This window comes from Nocardia sp. NPDC058497 (assembly GCF_042720195.1).
Lineage (GTDB): Bacteria > Actinomycetota > Actinomycetes > Mycobacteriales > Mycobacteriaceae > Nocardia.
Genome location: NZ_JBHXMY010000048.1, coordinates 1 through 19,894, shown reverse-complemented (window position 1 = coordinate 19,894; position 19,894 = coordinate 1). Strand labels below are relative to the sequence as shown.

At 69.8% G+C, this 19,894-nt stretch carries 23 protein-coding genes; 11 read left to right on the top strand and 12 right to left on the bottom strand.

Annotated features, from left to right (window positions below):
• Positions 1–83: 83 nt before the first annotated feature.
• From ACFWPJ_RS05885 to ACFWPJ_RS05870, 4 genes are all read right to left on the bottom strand, one after another.
• The gene (locus ACFWPJ_RS05885; protein WP_373291682.1) at positions 84–629 is read right to left on the bottom strand and encodes a molybdenum cofactor biosynthesis protein B; all 546 of its coding nucleotides are present in this window, start codon (positions 627–629) and stop codon (positions 84–86) included.
• On the bottom strand, positions 626–2,173 hold the full coding sequence (locus tag ACFWPJ_RS05880; RefSeq protein WP_378847684.1) for a trypsin-like peptidase domain-containing protein: 1,548 nt from the start codon (positions 2,171–2,173) through the stop codon (positions 626–628). Before ACFWPJ_RS05880 ends, ACFWPJ_RS05885 begins: the two co-directional genes overlap by 4 nt.
• A 95-nt stretch (positions 2,174–2,268) precedes the next feature.
• Positions 2,269–3,729, bottom strand: a complete 1,461-nt coding sequence (locus ACFWPJ_RS05875) for an ATP-binding protein (protein ID WP_378847682.1) — start codon at positions 3,727–3,729, stop codon at positions 2,269–2,271.
• Between the two features lie 9 nt (positions 3,730–3,738).
• A complete protein-coding gene (locus ACFWPJ_RS05870) occupies positions 3,739–4,425 on the bottom strand; it encodes a response regulator transcription factor (RefSeq protein WP_378847680.1) in 687 nt (228 codons plus the stop codon).
• 302 nt (positions 4,426–4,727) lie between these two features.
• On the opposite strand from ACFWPJ_RS05870, the gene ACFWPJ_RS05865 reads away from it, so the two are divergent.
• From ACFWPJ_RS05865 to ACFWPJ_RS05840, 6 genes are all read left to right on the top strand, one after another.
• On the top strand, positions 4,728–7,493 hold the full coding sequence (locus ACFWPJ_RS05865; protein WP_378847679.1) for an ATP-binding protein: 2,766 nt from the start codon (positions 4,728–4,730) through the stop codon (positions 7,491–7,493).
• Positions 7,490–7,894, top strand: a complete 405-nt coding sequence (locus ACFWPJ_RS05860; protein ID WP_019049250.1) for a roadblock/LC7 domain-containing protein — start codon at positions 7,490–7,492, stop codon at positions 7,892–7,894. The genes ACFWPJ_RS05865 and ACFWPJ_RS05860 overlap by 4 nt, the downstream gene beginning before the upstream one ends.
• A 6-nt stretch (positions 7,895–7,900) precedes the next feature.
• Entirely contained in the window at positions 7,901–8,272 is a 372-nt protein-coding gene (locus tag ACFWPJ_RS05855; RefSeq protein WP_378847676.1) for a DUF742 domain-containing protein, read from the top strand.
• Between the two features lie 4 nt (positions 8,273–8,276).
• The gene (locus tag ACFWPJ_RS05850; protein ID WP_378847689.1) at positions 8,277–8,876 is read left to right on the top strand and encodes an ATP/GTP-binding protein; all 600 of its coding nucleotides are present in this window, start codon (positions 8,277–8,279) and stop codon (positions 8,874–8,876) included.
• The gene (locus ACFWPJ_RS05845; RefSeq protein WP_378847674.1) at positions 8,869–9,654 is read left to right on the top strand and encodes a hypothetical protein; all 786 of its coding nucleotides are present in this window, start codon (positions 8,869–8,871) and stop codon (positions 9,652–9,654) included. Before ACFWPJ_RS05850 ends, ACFWPJ_RS05845 begins: the two co-directional genes overlap by 8 nt.
• A gap of 501 nt (positions 9,655–10,155) precedes the next feature.
• Complete coding sequence (locus tag ACFWPJ_RS05840; RefSeq protein WP_378847671.1) at positions 10,156–10,380, top strand: hypothetical protein; 225 nt, start codon at positions 10,156–10,158, stop codon at positions 10,378–10,380.
• 115 nt (positions 10,381–10,495) lie between these two features.
• Here ACFWPJ_RS05840 and rpmF read toward each other — a convergent pair whose 3' ends face one another.
• From rpmF to mrf, 3 genes are read right to left on the bottom strand one after another with little or no spacing between them, the layout of a single operon-like run.
• A complete protein-coding gene (gene rpmF, locus ACFWPJ_RS05835; protein ID WP_378847669.1) occupies positions 10,496–10,669 on the bottom strand; it encodes a 50S ribosomal protein L32 in 174 nt (57 codons plus the stop codon).
• 3 nt (positions 10,670–10,672) lie between these two features.
• Complete coding sequence (locus ACFWPJ_RS05830; protein WP_378847666.1) at positions 10,673–10,939, bottom strand: type B 50S ribosomal protein L31; 267 nt, start codon at positions 10,937–10,939, stop codon at positions 10,673–10,675.
• Positions 10,936–12,240: a ribosome hibernation factor-recruiting GTPase MRF gene (gene mrf / locus ACFWPJ_RS05825; RefSeq protein WP_378847664.1), complete on the bottom strand. Its 1,305-nt coding sequence runs from the start codon at positions 12,238–12,240 to the stop codon at positions 10,936–10,938. Before mrf ends, ACFWPJ_RS05830 begins: the two co-directional genes overlap by 4 nt.
• Positions 12,241–12,343: 103 nt before the next feature.
• Here mrf and rpmB point away from each other — a divergent pair, with 103 nt between their 5' ends.
• Genes rpmB through rpsR form a run of 4 tightly spaced genes read left to right on the top strand, consistent with a single transcriptional unit; the run spans position 12,344 to position 13,390 of the window.
• Positions 12,344–12,616, top strand: coding sequence for a 50S ribosomal protein L28 (rpmB, locus tag ACFWPJ_RS05820; RefSeq protein ID WP_378847661.1), 273 nt, complete (start codon positions 12,344–12,346; stop codon positions 12,614–12,616).
• An 8-nt stretch (positions 12,617–12,624) separates the two neighbouring features.
• Positions 12,625–12,795, top strand: a complete 171-nt coding sequence (rpmG, locus tag ACFWPJ_RS05815) for a 50S ribosomal protein L33 (RefSeq protein WP_068914580.1) — start codon at positions 12,625–12,627, stop codon at positions 12,793–12,795.
• On the top strand, positions 12,795–13,100 hold the full coding sequence (gene rpsN, locus ACFWPJ_RS05810; RefSeq protein ID WP_378847658.1) for a 30S ribosomal protein S14: 306 nt from the start codon (positions 12,795–12,797) through the stop codon (positions 13,098–13,100). Before rpmG ends, rpsN begins: the two co-directional genes overlap by 1 nt.
• A gap of 32 nt (positions 13,101–13,132) precedes the next feature.
• Entirely contained in the window at positions 13,133–13,390 is a 258-nt protein-coding gene (rpsR, locus tag ACFWPJ_RS05805) for a 30S ribosomal protein S18 (protein ID WP_189025862.1), read from the top strand.
• A gap of 81 nt (positions 13,391–13,471) precedes the next feature.
• Here rpsR and ACFWPJ_RS05800 read toward each other — a convergent pair whose 3' ends face one another.
• Positions 13,472–14,029 carry a LysM peptidoglycan-binding domain-containing protein gene (locus ACFWPJ_RS05800; protein WP_378847654.1) on the bottom strand — a complete coding sequence of 186 codons (558 nt, stop codon included), beginning with the start codon at positions 14,027–14,029 and terminating at the stop codon, positions 13,472–13,474.
• A gap of 215 nt (positions 14,030–14,244) precedes the next feature.
• Here ACFWPJ_RS05800 and ACFWPJ_RS05795 point away from each other — a divergent pair, with 215 nt between their 5' ends.
• Positions 14,245–14,688 carry a hypothetical protein gene (locus tag ACFWPJ_RS05795; protein ID WP_378847651.1) on the top strand — a complete coding sequence of 148 codons (444 nt, stop codon included), beginning with the start codon at positions 14,245–14,247 and terminating at the stop codon, positions 14,686–14,688.
• A 57-nt stretch (positions 14,689–14,745) separates the two neighbouring features.
• Here ACFWPJ_RS05795 and purH read toward each other — a convergent pair whose 3' ends face one another.
• From purH to ACFWPJ_RS05775, 4 genes are all read right to left on the bottom strand, one after another.
• Positions 14,746–16,311 carry a bifunctional phosphoribosylaminoimidazolecarboxamide formyltransferase/IMP cyclohydrolase gene (purH, locus tag ACFWPJ_RS05790; protein WP_378847648.1) on the bottom strand — a complete coding sequence of 522 codons (1,566 nt, stop codon included), beginning with the start codon at positions 16,309–16,311 and terminating at the stop codon, positions 14,746–14,748.
• Positions 16,308–16,964 (bottom strand): phosphoribosylglycinamide formyltransferase, encoded by a 657-nt coding sequence (purN, locus tag ACFWPJ_RS05785; protein ID WP_378847687.1) that lies wholly within the window; start codon positions 16,962–16,964, stop codon positions 16,308–16,310. The genes purH and purN overlap by 4 nt, the downstream gene beginning before the upstream one ends.
• Positions 16,965–17,022: 58 nt before the next feature.
• On the bottom strand, positions 17,023–18,516 hold the full coding sequence (locus ACFWPJ_RS05780) for a DUF6350 family protein (RefSeq protein ID WP_378847646.1): 1,494 nt from the start codon (positions 18,514–18,516) through the stop codon (positions 17,023–17,025).
• Positions 18,517–18,631: 115 nt separating this feature from the next.
• The gene (locus tag ACFWPJ_RS05775; RefSeq protein WP_378847644.1) at positions 18,632–19,705 is read right to left on the bottom strand and encodes a DUF5336 domain-containing protein; all 1,074 of its coding nucleotides are present in this window, start codon (positions 19,703–19,705) and stop codon (positions 18,632–18,634) included.
• Positions 19,706–19,894 lie beyond the last annotated feature (189 nt).

The window sequence follows — 19,894 nt, the reverse complement described above, 5'->3', positions numbered from 1 at the left end:
CGCCAGCCGCGCGGCCTCGGCGGCCTTGCGCCTGGCCGCCCCGGGATCCCGCGGCGACGTGCTGTCCTGCGAGGTCACTGCCCTCACTCGTCCAATCCGGAGAGCTCGCCGATCGCCCGGCTCGCCAGCGGGCCGAGGGTCGCCATGCCGTCGCGGATCGCCGCGCGGCTACCCGGCAGGTTCACCACGAGGGTGCTGCCGGAGATGCCCGCGACGCCGCGCGAGAGCCCCGCGTCCAGCGAGCCCGCGACCCGGCCGGACGCGCGCAGCGCCTCGGTGATGCCGGGCAGTTCGCGGTCGAGCACCTGCGCGGTGGCCTCGGGGGTGACATCGCGCGGGGACATCCCCGTGCCGCCGACCGAGATCACCAGGTCGACGCCGCCGATCACCGCGGTGTTGAGCGCGTTGCGAATCTCGACCTCCTCGGCCTGCACCGTCACCGAGGCGTCGACGAGGAAGCCCGCTTCGCTGAGCAGTTCGGTGACGAGCGGGCCGAGCGAATCCACGCCGCCATGTGCCGTCCGATCGTCGACGACAACAACCAGTGCACGCCCTGCCACGGGAGCATCGATGTCCATGCTCATCACCGTAGCGCCTACACACGACAGTGCCGCGCTCGAACGCATCATCGGCCGCCCTCCGCCGCGGCGGCGGTGAGCGTGACCTCGACGGTCTTGGCGTTGCCGCCCTGCTCGTCGGTGTAGGTGACCTTCACCTTGTCGCCCGGCTGATGCGAGCGGACCGCCGCGATCAGCGCGTCGCCGGAATCGATCGGCCGGTCGTCGAGCCGGGTGACGATCGCGCCCGCCGGGATGCCCGCCTTGGCGGCGGGGCTGTCCGGGGTGACCTCGAGAACCCGGGCCGCGGTGTCCATCGGTCGCAGCTTGATGCCGATCTGGGCGTAGGTGGCGTGTCCGGTCTTGATCAGTTCGTCGGCGACCCGGCGGGCCTGATCCACCGGGATCGCGAAGCCGAGGCCGATCGACCCGCTCTGCGCGCCCGCCGCTTCGCCACCGAGGCTGGCGATGGCGGTGTTGATCCCGATCAGCTTGCCCTGGGCGTCGACAAGGGCGCCGCCGGAGTTGCCCGGGTTGATCGCCGCGTCGGTCTGGATCGCGTCGATCACTGGATTGACCTGGCTCGGCACGCCCTCGCCGCTGGTGGAGACCGGGCGGTTGAGCGCGGACACGATGCCGGTGGTGACGGTGCCCGCCAGGCCGAGCGGCGAACCGATCGCGATCACCGGCTGACCCACCGCGAGACCGTCGGAGGTGCCGAGTTCGATCGGCGTGAGCCCGCTCTTGCCGGAGGCCTTGATGACGGCCAGATCCGAGACCGGATCGGCGCCGATCATGGTGGCCGGGGCGGTGCTGCCGTCGCTGAACACCACCTCCATCTTCGCCGAGGCGCCCGCGCCCGCGGCGACGTGATTGTTGGTCAGGATCAGCCCGTCGGAGGACAACACGACCCCGGAGCCCTCGCCGGAGGCGCGCGCACCGGCCACCTTGAGCATCACGACACTCGGCAGCACCCGCTGAGCTACCGCCTGCGTCGAGCCGGCCGGGGCGTTGACGGCGTTGTTGACCGCGGGCTTGGGGACATCGAGCGCGTTGGTCACCGTCGCGGAGTCCGACCCGGTGGCGAGCACGCCGACCACACCGCCCACGCCACCGCTGACCAGGGCCAGCGCGGTCGCACCGGCGACCAGGCCGAGCCGCAGCGGCTTACGCTGCGGTGCCGGTGCGGGCGCCGCGGCGAACGGGCCGGGCTGTGCCCCGAAAGGCGGCTGCCCCGGCGCCTGATGACCGTACGGCGCGCCGTAAACCGACACGCCGGGCAGCGGAGCCGTGCCGTGCGACTCCGGCGCGCCGTAATGCTGCGCCGCGCCGGACGGCTGCTCGCCATAGAGCTGTGACGGGCCGGAAGGCTGCTCAGCGCTGCGGGAGTGCGCCGAGCCGTAGGGCGGCTGCTCGCCACCGTACGGCTGCGGGTTGTGGGAGCGACCCGCGCCGTAGGACTGCTCGGCGCCGGACGACTGTGCCGGGCCTTGCGGCTGTGCCTGGCCGGGGAACGGGGCCTGCTGCCCGTGCTGGGCCTCGGCGGGGTGATCCGCGCTGCCGGATCCGGGATCGGCGGGCCGGTCAGCAGGTCGCTGCTGGGGATCGTCGGTCATGGTGTCTGTCTCCTCACGCTTGCTGACCAGCTTCGTGACGGGTACTGAGAGGCGGCTGAGATGGCCCCGTCAGTTCGCCGAGACTCCGCGGCCGATCACACCGGTCCGGCCTCGGAATCGTCCGGAACCACCGGCGCCTCACCGGGCAACACGATCCGGACCAGGGCGCCGCCGCGGTCGGAGGTGTCGACCGCGATCGTGCCACCGTGCTTGGTGACCACCTGCTTGACGATCGCCAGCCCCAGTCCGGAGCCGGGCATCGAGCGCGAGGCGGTCGTGCGGTAGAAGCGTTCGAAGACCAGCTCGCGCTCCCCCGCCGGAATGCCGGGACCGGCATCGGCGACCGCGAGTTCCAGCAGGCCTGGCCCGGCCGGGCGCATGGTGATGCGCACCTCGGCATCGCCGGGGCTCCACTTGGCGGCGTTGTCGAGCACGTTGAGCACCGCGCGTTCCAGCCCGGCCTCGTGGCCGTAGACGAACCAGGGACGCAGCTCGGCGGTGAAGGTGATGCCGGTGCGCCTGCGGCGGGCCCGCTCCAGCGCCCGCTCGGCAACCTCGCCGAGATCCACCCGCTCGTACACGGTTTCGGGCGCGTCCTCGCGGGCCAGATCGACCAGGTCGCCGACCAGCGTCGACAGCTCCTCGATCTGGGCGACCACATCGGCACGCAGCTCGGCCATGTCCTCGTCGGGCAGCTGGGGCGCGCCGGGCCTGCCGGAGGCGATGAGCAGTTCCATGTTGGTGCGCAGCGAGGTCAGCGGGGTGCGCAGTTCGTGGCCGGCGTCGGCGACGAGCCTGCGCTGGCGGTCGCGCGATTCGGCCAGCGCCCGCAGCATCGTGTTGAAACTGTCGGTGAGCCTGGCGAGTTCGTCGTCGCCGGTGACCGGGATGGGGGTCAGGTCGTCGGTGCGGGCGACGCGCTCGGTGGCCGCGGTCAGCCGGGCGATCGGGCGCAGGCCGGTGCGGCCGACCGCGGTGCCCGCCGCGGCTGCCAGCACCACGCCGCAGGCACCGACGATGAACAGCAGCCAGGCCAGCCGGTCGAGCACCTCACGGGTGCGGTAGAGCTTCTGCGAGATGATCAGCGTCGCGCCGCTGTTCGTGCGGGCCGCGAGGACCCGCTGGTCACCGACGGTGCGCAGCGAGGAGTTGTACTTGCCGTCGGCGACGGCGAGCTCCTGGGCACCCACCGGTGGAATCGTCTGCTGCGGTGGCATGTACGGCTTGTGGTCGGCGTAGATCAGCGCGACGCCGACATCGTTGGAGAACAACCCGGCCAGTACGATTGTCTGGAAGCCCAGCGTCTCGAAATTGTTGTTGATCATCGTCGCCGCGCGCGCCTCCAGCTGGGCGTCGACATCGGCGTAGAGCGCCCTGGCCACCATCGCGTAGGCCGCGATCGAGGTGATCGCGACGGCGACGAGCACCACCGACGCCGCCAGCAGCGTCACCCGCCAGCGCAGCGACACCGAGCGCGTCAACGGCATCGGCGGCCGCATCTCGCCGCCGTCCGGCGGCCGCCGCAAGACCGCGACCACGGGTTCGGAGTGTGCCATGCCCACCGCCTACGGAGGAGTCTCGCGCAGCACGTAGCCGACGCCGCGCACGGTGTGGATCAGCCGTTCCTCGCCGTCGGCCTCGGTCTTGCGCCGCAAATAGCCGATGTAGACCTCCAGCGCATTTCCCGAGGTGGGAAAGTCGTAGCCCCAGACCTCCTCGAGGATGCGCCCGCGGGTGAGCACTCGGCGCGGATTGGCCATCAACATCTCGAGCAACGAGAACTCGGTTCGGGTGAGGCTGATGGCGCGTTCGCCACGCGAGACCTCACGCGTCACCGGATCCAGCGACAAGTCAGCGAACACCATCGCTTCGGATGCCTCGCCCGGGTCGGGCGCCCGGCGGCGCAGCAACGCGCGTAAACGCGCCAGCAATTCCTCCAACGCGAAAGGCTTCGGCAAATAATCGTCGGCGCCCGCATCGAGGCCGGCGACGCGTTCGGAGACCGAATCGCGCGCGGTCAAAACGAGAATCGGCAGATCGTCGCCGGTGCTGCGCAACCGGCGGCACACTTCCAGACCGTCCAGTCTGGGCATCATCACATCGAGAACCAGGGCATCGGGCCTGGCCGCGGTGACTTTCTCCAACGCGTCCACGCCATCGACCGCGAGGTCCACGGTGTAGCCGTTGAAGCTCAGCGACCGGCGCAGAGATTCCCGCACGGCGCGATCGTCGTCGACTACCAGAATGCGCATGTGCTCAGTTTGCCGTGATCGACTGAGAACGCACTGAGAGGGTCGCGCCCGGCATGGCTGACGACGGCCCGAAGCAGCGCGGCGCGGCGGCCTGTCGCCCTTGACAAATCCACGTGAATCGTCTTTGTGTCAGCGCATATTCGGCGAATTACAGACCGAGTGGCCCGGATTGCCGTTGACCACCCGGCACGGTATCTTTCCTGCGATAAAAGAAGACCTCCAGTTGGTTCTGCGCTCGCATCGCTCCGCGACCTCCCCGCGCGGGCCGGGGTCACACGTGGAAGCAGAGGCAACGCACGCGGATGGAACCTGCATCGCGCTCCTGGCAATTCAGCCTGTCGAACTGGTCGGTAACGCGCAAGGTCGGTGTGGTGCTGGTGCTGCCGGTGATGCTGGCGACCACGTTCGCCGTGCTGCGGATCAACAACGAGCTGCAAACGATGACGCAGCTCGGCGCGGCCACCGAGCAAGCCACCGTCATCCGTCCCGTCGTCAAATTCGCCACCGCGACCGAACAACTCGCGATCGCGGCGACCGCCAACTGGGGTGCGATCGCCGACCCGCAGACCGACGCCGCGCTGACCACCTACGACCAGGCGCTCGCCGAGGTCCAGAACGCGCTGCGCTCGGCCAGGATCGATCCCGCTGTCGCGGCCGAACTCACCGCGGCCACCGCCACCGGCTCCACCCTGCGCAACACCGTGCGCGGCGGCTCCCCGGCGATGGTCGGCGAGCAGACCGACGAGATCGGTGAGCGGATCGGCAACGCGCTCGCCAAGGCCCCGCAGGTCGAGGACTTCGTCGTCCAGCGCTACTTCCTCCAGGTCACCGCGCTGCACCAGGCCAGGAGGGTGCTCACCCGCGAGCGCACGCTGGTCGTGTCCCCCGACGCGGGCCGCAGTCAGAGCGCGCGGGCGAAGATGCTCGTCGAGCTCGGCTCCGAGTCCACCATGATCAAGACCTACGCCATGATCATGCCGGAGAACGCGGGCAGCATGGCCGCGCTGCTGGACGCGGTGCAGACCAGGATCAGCGTGTTCAGCCAGAACAACGGCGATCCGACCACCAACGCCGCGGTCCTCAACACCCTGCAGGTCAGCGCCGACACCTACGCGTCGAGTATCGCCACCCTGCTCGACAACATCGACCACACGCTCGACACCAACACCGCGACCGCGCAGACCGCGGCACTACGCGAGACCACCCTGGTGCTCGGCATGCTGCTGGCGGGCCTGGCGCTGGCGCTGGCGGTCGCCCGCACGCTCGTCGTCCCGGTGCGCAGGCTGCGCCGCGACGCGCTCGAGGTCGCGCACGTGAAGCTGCCCGAGGAGCTTGCCGTGGTCCGCAGCGGCGGCGCGACGCCCGAGATCGATCCGGTGGGCGTGCATTCCACCGACGAGGTCGGGCAGCTCGCCCGTGCCGTCGACGAGATCCACGAGCAGGCGCTGAACCTGGCCGCCGACCAGGCCCGCCTGCGCCTGCAGATCGGCAACATGTTCGAGACGCTGTCGCGGCGCAGCCAGTCGCTGGTCGAGCAGCAGCTCGCGCTCATCGAGGAACTCGAGCACGACGAGGACAACCCGTCGCGCCTGCAGACGCTGTTCCGGCTCGACCACCTCGCCACCCGCATGCGCCGCAACGGCGACAACCTGCTCGTCCTCGCAGGCACCGCGCTGCGCCGCGGCCATCTGCCGCCGGTGCCGCTGTCGGACATGCTCTGGAGCGCGGTCTCGCAGGTGGAGGACTACCAGCGGGTCGAGATCGGCAATGTGCCCGACGGCGTGGTCGCCGGTGAATCCGCGGTCGACATCGAGCATCTGCTCGCCGAGCTCATCGACAACGCGCTGCGCTACTCGCCGCCGAGCACCTCGGTGGCGGTCATCGTCGGGTGCGCGGTCGACGGCGGCTACCTGATCGAGATCACCGACCGTGGTCTCGGCATGTCGGCCGAGGACCTGCAGACGACCAACGACCGGCTCGCCTCCGGTGGTGAGGTCACCATCGAGACCGCCCGCCGAATGGGCCTTTTCGTGGTCGGCACGCTCGCCAAGCGGCACACCATCACCGTCAGCCTGCGGCGCACCGCCACCCAGGTGCCGCAGCCGGGGATCACCGCGAGCGTGCATCTGCCCAGCACGCTGGTCTCCCCGCCGCCCGCGTCGTCGGGCCCGGCGACCGGCCCCAACCCGATCGTGTCGACCGGTTCGCACGCGCTGGCGTCCTCGGCCATCGGCCCGCACGCGCTGACCCCGGCCGACATCACCGGCCCGAACCCGATCATGCCGCCGAACGGCACCGGGCCGATCGGCATCCCCCTGCCGACCGGGCCGAACCCGCTGGTGCCGACGGGACCGGTCGCGCCGGGCCTGGACGCCGAGCCGTCCATGGCTCCGTTGACCAGTGCCGGTCTGCCGCAACGTCGTCCGGCGAACCCGCCCGCGGCCGAGCCGGTCGTGCCCGCCGCGGCGCCCGAACCCGAGGAACCGACCGGGTTGTGGGCCGAGCACGAGCACGACACCGACGATTTGCCGGTCGCGCCAACCACCTCGAACGGCACGTCGAACGGGTCCGCCGGCCTGCCGCAACGCGTTCCCTCCTCCGCGCTGAGCGAGCTCGCCGCGGCCAGGCAGACGCCGCGGCTCTCCGCACCCGAGCCCGAACCGGAGCCGTCCGCCGAGGCCGACCCGATGCCGACGTCGTCCACCCGGCTGGCACCGGTGCCCGGCGAGGCGCCGACCCCCATCTACCAGCGGATGGTCTCGGAATGGCTCGTCGAACCCGCTTCCGCCACTGCCGAATCCGGCGGCAACGGCGCATCATGGAGTTCCCCCGGCGACGCGGGCTGGTCGGCAGCGGCCAGCGCGGGTAATCCGCCGACTTCCTCGCGCACCAGCGGCGGGCTGCCGATCCGCAAACCGGGCGCCCAGCTCGTCCCCGGCGGACTCACCCCCGCCGAGGAAGCGGGTGCCCGCGATCCCGAGGAGATCCGCAACAACTTGACCAGACACCTCAGCGGCGTTCGCAGCGGCCGCGCCGAGATCCAGTACAACGACGGAGGCCTCGAATGAGCAACGCGCATCCCACGGACGAGAATCTGAACTGGTTGGTCGCCCGCTTCACCCGCGACGTGCCCGGCGTCTCGCACGCGGTGCTGGTCTCGGCCGACGGTCTGCTGCAGGCGACCAGTCCGCACCTGCCGTCGGACCGGGCCGAGCAGCTGGCCGCGGTGACCGCGGGCCTGGCGAGCCTGTCGATGGGTGCGGCGCACCTGTTCGACGGCGGCAAGGTGATGCAGTCGATCGTGGAGATGCAGCGCGGGTACCTGCTGGTGATGAGCGTCGGAAACGGCTCGCACCTGGCGGTTCTGGCCAACAAGAGCCACGACATCGGCCGTATCGGCTACGAGATGGCGTTGCTCGTCGACCGAGTGGGCTCGGCGGTCACCGCCACCGCCCGCTCCGCCGGCTGAGGTGAGATGTCGAGCCCGTACGGATCAGAAAACCGGCCGACGACCCGGGTCAGGCCCTACGCCCTGACCTCAGGCCGCACCGAGCCCGCGATCTCGCTGCCACTGGAGGCAGTCGTGGAAACGGTCTCGTATACCGCGCACCTGGATTGGCCCGCAGGGGATTTGCGCACCGAAATAGTGCGTCTGGGCACACATAGACTGTCCGTCGCAGAAATAGCTGCATACCTTGGCCGCCCACTGGGTATGGTCCGGGTGATGATCGGCGATCTCGTTGTCGGCGGGATTCTTCGAGTGCATTCGACGCTGACCGAGCAGGCGAGCTACGACGAACGCCGATCACTGATGGAGAGGACTTTGCGTGGACTCCGTGGCCTCTGAGGGCATGCGCCCCCCGAACCCCGATCAGCGGGTCGCGTCGACCAAGATCGTCGTGGCCGGTGGATTCGGCGCAGGCAAGACAACTTTCGTCGGTGCGGTATCGGAGATCGTTCCGCTGCGCACCGAAGCGATGGTGACCCACTTCTCCGACGGGATCGACGATCTCGCCGAGACACCGGAGAAGGAGACCACCACCGTCGCCATGGACTTCGGCCGCATCGTGCTGCCGGGCAACCTGGTGCTGTACCTGTTCGGCACCCCGGGCCAGAAGCGGTTCTGGTTCATGTGGGACGACCTCATCCGCGGCGCCATCGGCGCGGTGGTGTTGATCGATACCCGCAGGCTGGAGGACAGTTTCGCCGCGGTCGACTTCTTCGAGGCGCGCGGCCTGCCATTCCTGATCGCGGTCAACCGCTTCCCGAACGCCCCGCGCTTCCCGATCGCCGAACTGCGCGAGGCGCTCTCGGTGCGCGAGGGCATCCCGATCGTCGACATCGACGCGCGCAATGCCGTCGAGGTACGACAGGCGCTGGCGGCGGTGACCGAGTACGCCATCGCCCGGCTGGAGCCGCAGCAGTTCGAGGGGGCCGGCCGGCGTGGTTGACCTGCTCGCCGCGACGGGAGCCGAGACGTTCGGGCGTGGCACGGGCATCGCCTGGCTCGCGCTGGACATGTCGGGGCTCGGCGCGCTGGTGGCGTTCGCCTGTGTCCGGCATGCGAAGTACTCCGCGCGGTTCCGGCTCGTCTGGCTGACGATGGCGGCGGTCTCGCTCGGCGGGGTCGGGCTGTGGCTGGCGAATTCGCTGGCGCTGCTCGGTATCCGGATCCAGGACAGCGCCATGCGATACAACGTCGCACTCGGTGCGGCGTCGCTGGCCATCGCGGTGCTCGGCGTGCTGGCCGGGTTGCTGATCGGCGGGCGGACACCGCAGTTGCCCCGGCTGATCGTCGGCGGGCTGACGATGGGACTGAGCGTCGGCCTGTCGACCTTTCTGACCTTGGACGCCCTCGAAGTGCAGGGCCAGGTCGAGGAGTCGCTCGGCCTCGTCGCCATCGCCGTGCTGCTGTCGATGGCGCTGTGCATGGCCACGCTGTGGGCTTCCCAGGTGGTCCGCATGGTGGTGTTGCGGGTCGTGGCGTCCTTGCTGTTCGCGCTCGGAGTCGCGGCGGTGTACTACACGGCGGCCGCCTCGCTCGAGTTCACGATCGATCCGGGCAGCCGGACGCCGACCGGCCTGCAGCTGTTCGATCTGGTGTTCCCGATGTTCGTGATCGGCGCGCTGGGTTTGACGGTGCCGATCACCGCGGTCCTGGTGGCACCGGATCGGCGCGACGCGGTGCGGGCTCCCGAGCCGCGGCGGCAGCCGGTCGGTACGCGGTAACCGCAACCAGCTAACGCCCGGTTTGTCTGAATCATTGTGGGCGACCGCCCCGTTCGCCGGATGCGGGCGACCGGGGCGGATCGGCCCCGAAAACCACCCCTGAAGTGGCGATGAGCGGGTTCTCCTTAACCGGAGAACCCGCCCTCCCGCACGAGAGTACATACCCGCCAAGGACTCCGCATCAGTCGTCCGGGAATTTTCTTGTGCCACAAAACAAACCACGAGTTGGTTATGTGCTTTCCGGCAATCATTCAGCAAGCCTCGGGGCACATCCGCTCCAAGTGGCATGTGTCACACCGTTAACCGAGCGATTGCCATCGGCCCCTCCGCACGCCGCTGAGCAGGCATGACCGCTACCAAGTAAGACCCCTGGACAACAGGGGGTGAAGAACAGGCCGCTGACGGCGCGTTCGACCCCTACACCGCCCGCCTGCGGGTTATCGTCGGCCAGGGCGCATTCGTCTCGCCCAGCACATCCAAGGTTCGTTCGAAGGAGTTCGTATGGCCGTCAACGTGGTGCTCGACAAAGTTCTCGACAAGGAATTCGAGAACAAGACGCTGAAGGAAATCCTCGCCGCGCCGCCGTCGGCGCTGGCCGGCCTCACCGACGCGCACGACAAGCAGCTGCTCGACGCGCTGAAGATCAAGACCATCGCCGACCTGGGTAACAACAAGTTCTTCCAGCTGGCCGCGGCCCTGGTCGAGCTGGCCGAGCAAGAAGGCTGAGACTGCGAAAAACACAACGGCCTGCCGGGGAAACCGGCAGGCCGTTGCCGTTGCCCGATCCCCGATCCGGGTTGTCCCCTCCGAACCAGCTCTCGAACTCCGATGTGCGGCGGACTCAGATCCGCGAGGGATCGATCAAGCCCCTCCGCACGGCACCCACAATACGACGTGGCACCTGGTACTCGACGCCGCCCACGGTGACCGGCACCAGCTGTGGAACAACGGCCTTCCACTGCGAACGCCTGCTGCGGGTGTTGGCACGCGACATCCTGCGCTTCGGGACAGCCACCGGTCAGCCCTCCTTGCCTGCGCGCGAACGCTTTCCGTACTTGCGCTCGAACTTCTCCACCCGGCCCTGGGTGTCGAGGTTGCGATGGGTGCCGGTCCAGAACGGATGCGAATCCGAGGTGACGTCGACCATCAGCAGCGGATAAGTCTTGCCGTCGGCCCATTCGACGCCGCGGTCACTGGTCGAGGTCGACCGGGTCAGGAACCGCTTGCCGGTGCTCGAATCCTCGAACACCACGGGGTGGTAGTCGGGGTGGATGCCCGCTTTCATGCTGTTTCTCCTCTCGGGTTGATGCGCTCGCTCGCCGCGGCCGACGCCTCGGCGGAATCGGCGCAGGGGTCTTCGTGCCAGTCGCCGAAGGGGTCCTCCCACAACGCGACTCGCTCCGGCGCCCGGTCGACCAGCAGCAGCTCGTCGTCCTCCACCAGTGCCCAGTGCAGGGCATGGCGGATCTCGGCGGGGTCGGCGTCGTGCGCCAGGATCACCAGCGACACATCGCGATCGCCGAAGCGCTCGTCCCAGCGCAGCGCGGCCATCGCCCTGCGGTCCGGATCGGCGGCCGCCTGCTCCTCGGCGCTCATCGCCGCCAGCCAGCGACCGGCGCCGCCGACCCGCAGGCCACCGCCCGCCGACTCCAGCCAGACCACCTGATCCGGCTGGGTGGCCAGCCAGATCCGGCCGCGCGCGGTGACCACGCCGTCGAACAGCACGTCGAGCGCCTCGTGCAGCCGGACCGGATGGAACGGCCTGCGCGCGGCGAACTCGATGAGCGAGACGCCGCAGTCGGTGGTCAGCGGCGGCTGGCCGCGCAGCAGCGGCGCATGGGCGTCGAAGATGCGGCCGCGGCGCGCGTCGGCGGGAACCCTGGTCAGCAGGGCGCCGATCTCCATCGCGTCGAAGGCGGGGAGTTCGTCGAGCCAGGCCACCGGCGCCGCGGGTGCCATCCGCGCCAGCACGGCGTGCAGGCGTTCCCGGTCGAGCGCGTCGACGCCGGCGGTCAGAACCACGAGCGCGTCGGCGAAGTCGACCTGGCCGACGGCCACCTGGGCGACGGTCCGCTCGTCGTCGGCCGCGGCGAGCCCGCGGTCGGCCAGCGCCTCGTCGCCCGTGGCGTCGGCGAGCCACTGCTGCCCGTCCAGACACGTCAGCGTGGCCTCGATCCGCACGTTCCGGCCCGCGGGCCCGTCGACCCGATCCGCCACCCCGGTCACCTCGACCGTGTCGATCGCGTGGCACAGCGCCTCGGCCTCGATGGCCGGGTCGAGCGCGAGCACGATGCGGTGCACGTGCTCGCGGGCGGCGAGCGTGCACAGCATCGGCAGCAGATCGGCCCGCAGCGTGCACGACACACAGCCGTGCGCGAGCTCGAGCACGGTGGTCGTGACGGTGCCCGCGGTGCGCACCGTGCGGCGCACGACGCCTTCGCGCAGTTCGGCGAGGTCGTGGTGCACGACCACGGTGCCCGCGTCCTCGCTCAGTGTGGCCGCGATGTGCTCGACGCCGGTCATGGCAGGTCCGGAGAAGCCGGCGAGCAGCACGACGGGCGTTCTCCGGTCGGACTGGTCCAGCACCCGGATCCCCTTTCGATAACGATTTTCATTTACTTTAGCGCAACGGTACAGTGCGGAATACCTGTTGTCGAAAATGGTTGTCATATCCATGGAGGGAGGTCGCGTGTCGGCCCACTGCCAGGTCACCGGTCGCAAGCCCGGCTTCGGAAAAGCCGTCTCACACTCGCACCGGCGCACCAACCGGCGCTGGAACCCCAACATCCAGCGCAAGACCTACTACCTGCCCAGCGAGGGCCGCCGCATCACGCTGACGGTCTCCGCCAAGGGCATCAAGACCATCGACCGGGACGGGATCGAGGCTGTGGTGGCCCGGATCCGGCTGAGCGAAGCGAAGCGGGCCAATCGGCAGAGCCGTGCCCGTGGCGACAAGATCTAGGAGCATCCATGGCCTCGAAATCGACCGATATCCGGCCGATCGTCAAACTCAAGTCCACCGCGGGGACCGGCTTCACCTACGTCACCCGCAAGAACCGCCGCAACGACCCCGACCGGCTGGTCCTGCGTAAATACGACCCCGTCGTGCGCAAGCACGTCGACTTCCGCGAGGAGCGCTGATGGCGAAGAAGTCCAAGATCGCCCGCAACGAGCAGCGCCGCGCGGTCGTCGAGCGCTACGCGGCCCGGCGCGCCGAGCTCAAGGAGCTCATCCGCAAGCCGGGCACCGGTGACACCGAGCGGGCCGCCGCGCAGGCCGAACTGCGCAACCAGCCCCGCGACGCCAGTCCGGTACGATTGCGCAATCGGGATGCAGCCGATGGCCGGCCACGCGGCCATCTCCGGAAGTTCGGCCTCTCCCGTGTTCGTGTGCGCGAGATGGCCCACCGGGGCGAGCTCCCTGGGGTCCACAAATCGAGCTGGTAGACACCCACTGATCTCGTGAGAAGGAACATCGCATGGCAGTGAAGCGAGCACCGTCCAAGAAGGCACGCGCCGAGCAGGGCCGTAAGCCGAAGAAGAATCCGTTGATCGCCGCGGGCATCGAAGTCGTCGACTACAAAGACGTCAACCTGTTGCGCACCTTCATTTCCGATCGCGGCAAGATCCGCAGCCGTCGCGTCACGGGCCTGACCCCGCAGCAGCAGCGTCAGGTCGCCGTCGCGGTGAAGAACGCGCGCGAGATGGCGCTGCTGCCCTTCACCACCACCAAGTAGCCGTCACGCGAGAGTGGCCCCGAAGCTGTTGCCTCGGGGCCACTTTCGTTGTGCAGGCGATGAACGCTGCGACTTACGTCATCACGGGATGGTGAGAACCTGGCCCGCGTTGATCAGGTCGGGGTTGTCGATACCGCTGGCCGAGGCGATCTCGTGGTAGCGGTTGCCGTCGCCGTAGAAACGCTCGGAGATGGCCCACAGGGTGTCGCCCGGCTCGACCGTGTAGGTCTGCGCGGCCGGCGGCGGCGGGACCTCTTCGGCGATCGGGGCGGCGGCGACCGGCTCGGGAGCGGGCAGCGGGTTGTCGGTGTTGGTGGCCGTGGCCCACGCGACCGAACCGTCGGTGCCGTACAGCACGACGTTGCGGTCTGGCTGGATGACCAGCTTCTCGACGTTCTTGCCGTTGGTCTCGGTCGACCAGGCAGCCGAGCCGTCACCCTTGTAGACGACGAAGTTGCCGTCATCCTGCAGGACCGCGCGCTGCACGTCCTGTCCATGAGTCTGTGCGGCCCACACGACGTTGCCGTCGGGTTCGGTCACCACAAGGTTGCCATCCGGCTGCAAAGCCAGGGTGTACGCACCGCCGGTCAGGGACTGTCCCAGTCCCAGTTCTTCGCCTACGCGCAGCGTGTCGCCCACGTTCGTCCTTTCGAAGATCCAGTTGCAGAGCATCCAACTTCGGTGATGCTCGCCGTATGCCACGGCGGCGCATCGCAAGCGAATGTAGTCCCCACCGAGCCGAAATGGGTGAGTTACGCGCAGGGTTCGCGGAAAGTTCACGGTGGGGAGTGTCGCGTTGAGAATGCCGCACGCCGCCGCACGTGCGCGTGCGCCACGCAGACTAGGCTCACGACATGCGAACGACGTCGCGTTTCACCGCCGCCGCGGCCGTCATGGCCGTGCTGCTCAGTCCACTCACGGCCTGCTCGAGCTCTGAAGACGCTGCGCCCCAGTCGAACTCGACGACGCCGAGCGCGCGCCCGGAAGACGGCAACGCGAGCCTCGGCCACCGCTTCACACCCGATCCCACCATCGTCGACCCCCACCCACTGGCCTTCGAATCCTGGACCCGCCTGAGCGACAACATGATCGGCGTCAACTTCCAGACCGGTAACCCGGAGTGCTTCGGCGTCGACGCCACGGTCACCGAGTCCGACACCGCCGTCTCGGTCGCCCTGCGCGCGGGCACTCGCGCCGATGCCGTCGGCAAGATGTGCACCATGAACGCCGTCTTCGGCACCATGGAGATCGCCCTGACATCGCCACTGGGGAACCGTCAGGTCGTCGACGCCGGATAACGAAAACGGGTGCCGCACCGAGGATTCGATGCGGCACCCGTTCGGGTTCGACGTGACTCAGTGCGCGAAGTGGCGCGCTCCGGTCAGGTACAGGGTGACCCCGGCTTCCTTGCACAGCTCGACGGTGTCCTTGTCGCGGATCGAGCCACCCGGGTGGACGATCGCGCGCACGCCCGCGGCCACCAGGATCTGGGGGCCGTCGGAGAACGGGAAGAACGCGTCGGAGGCCGCGACCGACCCCTTGGCCCGCTCCCCCGCGCGCTCGACGGCGAGCTTGCAGGAGTCGACCCGGTTGACCTGACCCATGCCGACACCGACGGCGGCACCGTCGTCGGCCAGCAGGATCGCGTTCGACTTCACGGCACGGCAAGCGCGCCAAGCGAATTCGAGGTCGGCGAGGGTGGTGGCGTCGGCCGGATCACCCGCGGCGAGGGTCCAGTTGGCCGGGTCGTCGCCCGCGGCGTCGAGGATGTCGCGGTCCTGCAGCAGCGCACCGCCGCTGATCGGCCGCAGTTCCACGCCCTTGCGCCGCGGCGGCTCGGCGACCAGCACGCGCACGTTCTTCTTGCGCTGCAGCACATCCACCGCGCCGGGGGCGTAGCCAGGGGCGACGATCACCTCGGTGAAGATCTCGGCGACCTGCTCGGCCATCTCGACGCTGACCTCGCGGTTGGCCGCGATCACGCCGCCGTAGGCGCTGACCGGGTCGGTGGCGTGGGCCTTGCGGTGCGCCTCGGCGATGTCGGCGCCGACGGCGATGCCACACGGGTTGGCGTGCTTGATCACCGCGACGGCGGGCTCGTCGAAGTCGTAGGCGGCGCGCCAGGCGGCGTCACCGTCGGTGTAGTTGTTGTACGACATCTCCTTGCCGTGCAACTGCTCGGCCTGCGCGATGCCGACGGTGCCGTCGTTGCCGGTGTACAGCGCGGCGGCCTGGTGCGGGTTCTCGCCGTAGCGCAGCACCGCGGCGCGCTCCCACGAGCCGGCGACCCAGCCCGGGAACTGCTCGGTCTCGGGCTGCACGGCGGGCACGGCGACCGAGCCCATCCAGCTCGCGACGGCCACGTCGTAGCTCGCGGTGTGCTGGAAGGCCTTGGCGGCCAGCGCGGTCCGCTCGGCGAGGGTGAACCCGCCGGACTTCACCGCGGCGAGCACGTCGTCGTAGTCGGTGACGTCGACGACCACACCGACGGACGGGTGGTTCTTGGCGGCGGCGCGCACCATCGACGGACCACCGATGTCGATCTGCTCGACGCACTCATCGATGCTCGCGCCGCTGGCCACGGTCTGGGTGAACGGGTACAGGTTCACCACGACCAGCTGGAACGCCTCGACCCCGAGCTCGACGAGCTGCTCGACGTGCTCGGCGCGCCGGGTGTCGGCCAGGATGCCCGCGTGCACGCGGGGGTGCAGCGTCTTGACGCGACCATCGAGGGTCTCCGGGAAACCGGTCAGGTCCTCGACCTTGGTGACCGGAATGCCCGCCTCGGCGATCTTGCCCGCGGTCGAACCGGTCGACACCAGCTCCACGCCCGCGGCGTGCAGTCCGGTGGCCAGCTCGACGAGCCCGGTCTTGTCGTAGACGCTCACCAGCGCCCTGCGGATCGCCTTACGTTCACTCACCGGCGTGCTCGCTCATCTGGAATTTCTGCCTTTCGTCCGTCGGAGACAATGCCTCGCGTCGCGACAGCGGCGATGACCTCCGCCAGCAACCGTCGCTCGACAACCTTGATGCGCTCGTGCAGGGCGGCCTCGTCGTCGCCGGGCAGCACGTCGACCGCCTCCTGCGCGAGGATCGGGCCGGTGTCGACCCCGCCGTCGACCAGGTGCACCGTGCAGCCGGTGACCTTGGCGCCGTAGGCGAGCGCGTCACGCACACCGTGCGCGCCGGGGAACGACGGCAGCAGCGCGGGGTGGGTGTTGATGAACCGGCCGCCGAACCGTTCCAGGAACGCGGGGCCGACGATCTTCATGAAGCCGGCGGAGACGACCAGATCGGGCTGGAACGCGTCGACAGCCTCGGTCAGCGCGAGGTCCCAGGCCGAGCGGTCGGAAAAGTCTTTCACCGCGACGCGGAAGTGCTCGATACCGGCGGCCTCGGCGTACTCGGTGGCCTGGCACACCCGGTCGACGCCGACCGCGACGATCTTGGCGGGGTACCCGGGCTCGCGCGCGGCGGCCAGCAGCGCGTTCAGCAGCGAGCCGGTGCCCGAGGCGAGGACGACGACGGTAGCCGGTGTCCCTGCGGGCTTCCACTGGGCAAACGAGGACGTCAGCGCTCTACTCCTGCGTGTGGGTCGGGTGGCGGCGATCGGCGATACCGCCGGGTCGAGCTTAACGACCAGTGTTCTTGTCACCTTCCGGCAGGTCCGGCTCGACCACCTCGGCGTCGACGATGTCGTCGGCGGGCGGCGCCGCGGAACCGGGGGCGGCGATGCTCACCTCGACGTCGTCGTCGATGTCGGTGACCAGTTCGGCGTCGAGTTCGACGGCGGGATCGTCGTCATAGTCCTCGGTTTCGTCCTCGTCGTCGTAGTAGTAGTCGTCCTCGTCGTCGTAATCGTCGTAGTCGTCGATGTGGTCGTCGTAGTCCTCGACCGGTGCGGCGGGGGCGAGGAAGCGGCGGGCGAAGACCATGCCGACGAAGCCGCCGAAGCCGAACCAGGTGACCATCAGCACGACCAGCATCAGCAGGTCGACTCCGACCCAGCCCACCGCGCCGAGTTGTCCACCGCCGAGGATCGCGAGCACGAGGAACGTCAGCGTGGACAGGGCGGCGGAGGTGAGCGTCGCCCACGGTGCTCCGGGCCGGTCGTCGCTGCTGCGGCCGAGCTCGATGCCACCGAGCACACCCACCGCGATCGGCACCAGCAGCAGCACCGGCCACCAGGCCGCGGACGGACCCTCCGGCAGTGGGATCAGCGCGGGCACGGCGGGCACCTGTCCCGCGGTGACCCCGAACAGCCCGACCGAACCGGCCCCGAACTGCACGGCGGCGCCGGTGAGCAGGCCCGCCGCGGCGATCACCACATTGGGCAGGTAGAGCAGCGACAGCAACGTCATGCCGAGGACGTCGGTGAAGTTGTGCGCCTGGTTGTACGCACCGTCGAGGCGCGAGAGGTGCGTGCAGAACGACACGGCCGTGGCCAGGGCGGCACAGCCGAGCATCCGCACCACGGTCCGGCGAGCGGCGCGGGCGCCGAGCACGGCCCATTCCGGGATCTCGACCGGAACGAGCGCGCACAGCGAAGACCAGGCCCTGCTCGCGATTCCGCCTGCCGCCGCACCGAGATACAGCACGATTACCCAGCCGAACGCGGTGAGCGGGCCCGGTGGTTCGAGCGGGGTGACGCCGGCGGCGTCACCGGTGACGGCCAGGCAGACGGCGGTCATCAGCAGCGGACCGGCCAGTACCGCGCCGGTGAGCCAGCCCAGCTCGATCGGGGTCGGCCGGTTGGGCACCGCCCGCGCGCATTCGCGGGCCGCAAGCAAGACCAGAATCGCGGTCGGTACCAGCGGCAGCAGGCCGAGCGTGGTCCGGCCGACGGTGAGCGGAATCTGATGGGCGGCAAGCCAGGTCGCGGCGACAGCGCCGGGCGCGCTGCTCAGGTCGGTGCCGGTGGTCAGCATGACCACCAGGACGAGCAGGATCGTCGCCGCCAGCGCGCAGATCGTCGGCCTGGCCGCGACCAGCAGCAGGGTTCGCGCCCGCTCGGGCGACAGCGACCACCAGGGCGGTTCGTGACCGTGCCCGGACGGCGGTGCGGTGGCCTCCCCGGCACCGCGTGACCCGGAGGTCCGGCGCACGAGGGCGTTACGGGAGCTCATGACAATTCAGCGTGGCAGCTTCCCCGGCGGGCGCGGGTCAGGCGCGCCGCGAGCCCACAGGCACACCTGTGGGCTCGCGATCGAACCTGTGCCACGCGCGGCGGCCGTCGGTTTCCTACTTGTTGTCGTCGTTCGGGCGGAACGCGGTGGTCGCGTCGGCCGCCGGATCGGCGGTCTGCTCACCACCGAAGGGCTGACCCTGACCGGCGCCCTGCTGCGGCTGGGCCGGCGAACCGCCCTGCGCGCCACCGTAGGTCGGCCCGCCGAACGGCTGGCCCTGCTGCTGCCCGCCGAAGTTCTGGGTCGCGCTCTCGTCCGGGCGAGGCTGCGCCTGCGGCGCGGCACCGTAGGGCGAGGGCTGCTGCGGCGCACCGTACTGCTGGCCGTACGGCGACTGCTGCGGCTGACCGTAGCCCGGCTGCGGCTGGCCCGGCTGACCGTAGGACGGCTGCGGCGCCTGCGGCACCGACGGCTGGCTCTGCTGGCCGTACGGCGACGGCTGCTGAGTGGGGTACTGACCGCCGGTCCCTGTCTGGCCGTACCCGGTCTGGCCGTAGGGCTGCTGGCCGGTCTGGCCGTAGCCCTGCTGCCCGTAACCCTGCTGGCCGTACTGGCCGTACTGACCCGGCTGCTGCTGCGGCTGGGCGGGCTTGGGCGCGGGCGCCTTGATGATGCCGAGCCCGAACAGCAGGCCGACGATCGCGGCGGCCGCGGTCAGCAGCGCGAACACGATCACGATGAAGGCGCCGAATTCGAGCTCGGCGCCCTCGGGCACCGAGAACGTCAGCGCGAGCACGCCGAAGAGCCCCGCCACCGCGGTCGCCGCGGCGGCGCCGAGCAGATTCTGCTTGGGCAGCAACGACACCGCGGCGAGCAGACCGGCCACCAGGACGATGGTGAGCGAGGCCGAACCACCGAAATACGCGAAGAAGCTGTCGGTCTCGTCGCTGGTCACCGTGGTGCCGCCGAGCGTCACCGGCTTGGCGCCGACGAACGGCAGGAAGCCGAGCAGGAAGGTCAGCACGCCGAGTCCGGCGGTCGCCGCGGTCAGAATGAACGGCAGCCCTTTGGCACCGGCATCGGCCGCGGTCGATGGTGCAGCCGCGGCGGCTCCGGTGCTCGGGCCCTGGCTGGGCGCGGCGGGTGTCGCGGGTGCGTTGTACCCGGAGCCCCCGGTCGGGTATGACATGTCGTCGTCTCCTTGTCGAGTCGTGCGCATCGGTCGCGTCGAACTGACTGGTGCTGATCCAGTACTTGACGCTACTGCACGCCACGTCCCCGGTCACCACCTACCGATGGGGCTGTGGATAACCACGCCCTGTGGAGAATCGAGGGGGGGGGGGGGGGGGGGCGCGGCCGGGGGGCGGGGGGGGGGGGT

Coding starts and splice junctions, on each gene's coding strand:
- ACFWPJ_RS05885 (WP_373291682.1), bottom strand. CDS start 629: ATGATGCGTTCGAGCGCGGCACTGTCGTGTGTAGGCGCTACGGTGATG.
- ACFWPJ_RS05780 (WP_378847646.1), bottom strand. CDS start 18,516: ATGAGCTCCCGTAACGCCCTCGTGCGCCGGACCTCCGGGTCACGCGGT.
- ACFWPJ_RS05795 (WP_378847651.1), top strand. CDS start 14,245: ATGCGAACGACGTCGCGTTTCACCGCCGCCGCGGCCGTCATGGCCGTG.
- ACFWPJ_RS05775 (WP_378847644.1), bottom strand. CDS start 19,705: ATGTCATACCCGACCGGGGGCTCCGGGTACAACGCACCCGCGACACCC.
- ACFWPJ_RS05855 (WP_378847676.1), top strand. CDS start 7,901: ATGTCGAGCCCGTACGGATCAGAAAACCGGCCGACGACCCGGGTCAGG.
- rpmG (WP_068914580.1), top strand. CDS start 12,625: ATGGCCTCGAAATCGACCGATATCCGGCCGATCGTCAAACTCAAGTCC.
- rpsN (WP_378847658.1), top strand. CDS start 12,795: ATGGCGAAGAAGTCCAAGATCGCCCGCAACGAGCAGCGCCGCGCGGTC.
- ACFWPJ_RS05880 (WP_378847684.1), bottom strand. CDS start 2,173: ATGACCGACGATCCCCAGCAGCGACCTGCTGACCGGCCCGCCGATCCC.
- ACFWPJ_RS05875 (WP_378847682.1), bottom strand. CDS start 3,729: ATGGCACACTCCGAACCCGTGGTCGCGGTCTTGCGGCGGCCGCCGGAC.
- ACFWPJ_RS05850 (WP_378847689.1), top strand. CDS start 8,277: ATGCGCCCCCCGAACCCCGATCAGCGGGTCGCGTCGACCAAGATCGTC.
- ACFWPJ_RS05860 (WP_019049250.1), top strand. CDS start 7,490: ATGAGCAACGCGCATCCCACGGACGAGAATCTGAACTGGTTGGTCGCC.
- ACFWPJ_RS05865 (WP_378847679.1), top strand. CDS start 4,728: ATGGAACCTGCATCGCGCTCCTGGCAATTCAGCCTGTCGAACTGGTCG.
- ACFWPJ_RS05870 (WP_378847680.1), bottom strand. CDS start 4,425: ATGCGCATTCTGGTAGTCGACGACGATCGCGCCGTGCGGGAATCTCTG.
- ACFWPJ_RS05830 (WP_378847666.1), bottom strand. CDS start 10,939: ATGAAAGCGGGCATCCACCCCGACTACCACCCCGTGGTGTTCGAGGAT.
- rpsR (WP_189025862.1), top strand. CDS start 13,133: ATGGCAGTGAAGCGAGCACCGTCCAAGAAGGCACGCGCCGAGCAGGGC.
- ACFWPJ_RS05840 (WP_378847671.1), top strand. CDS start 10,156: ATGGCCGTCAACGTGGTGCTCGACAAAGTTCTCGACAAGGAATTCGAG.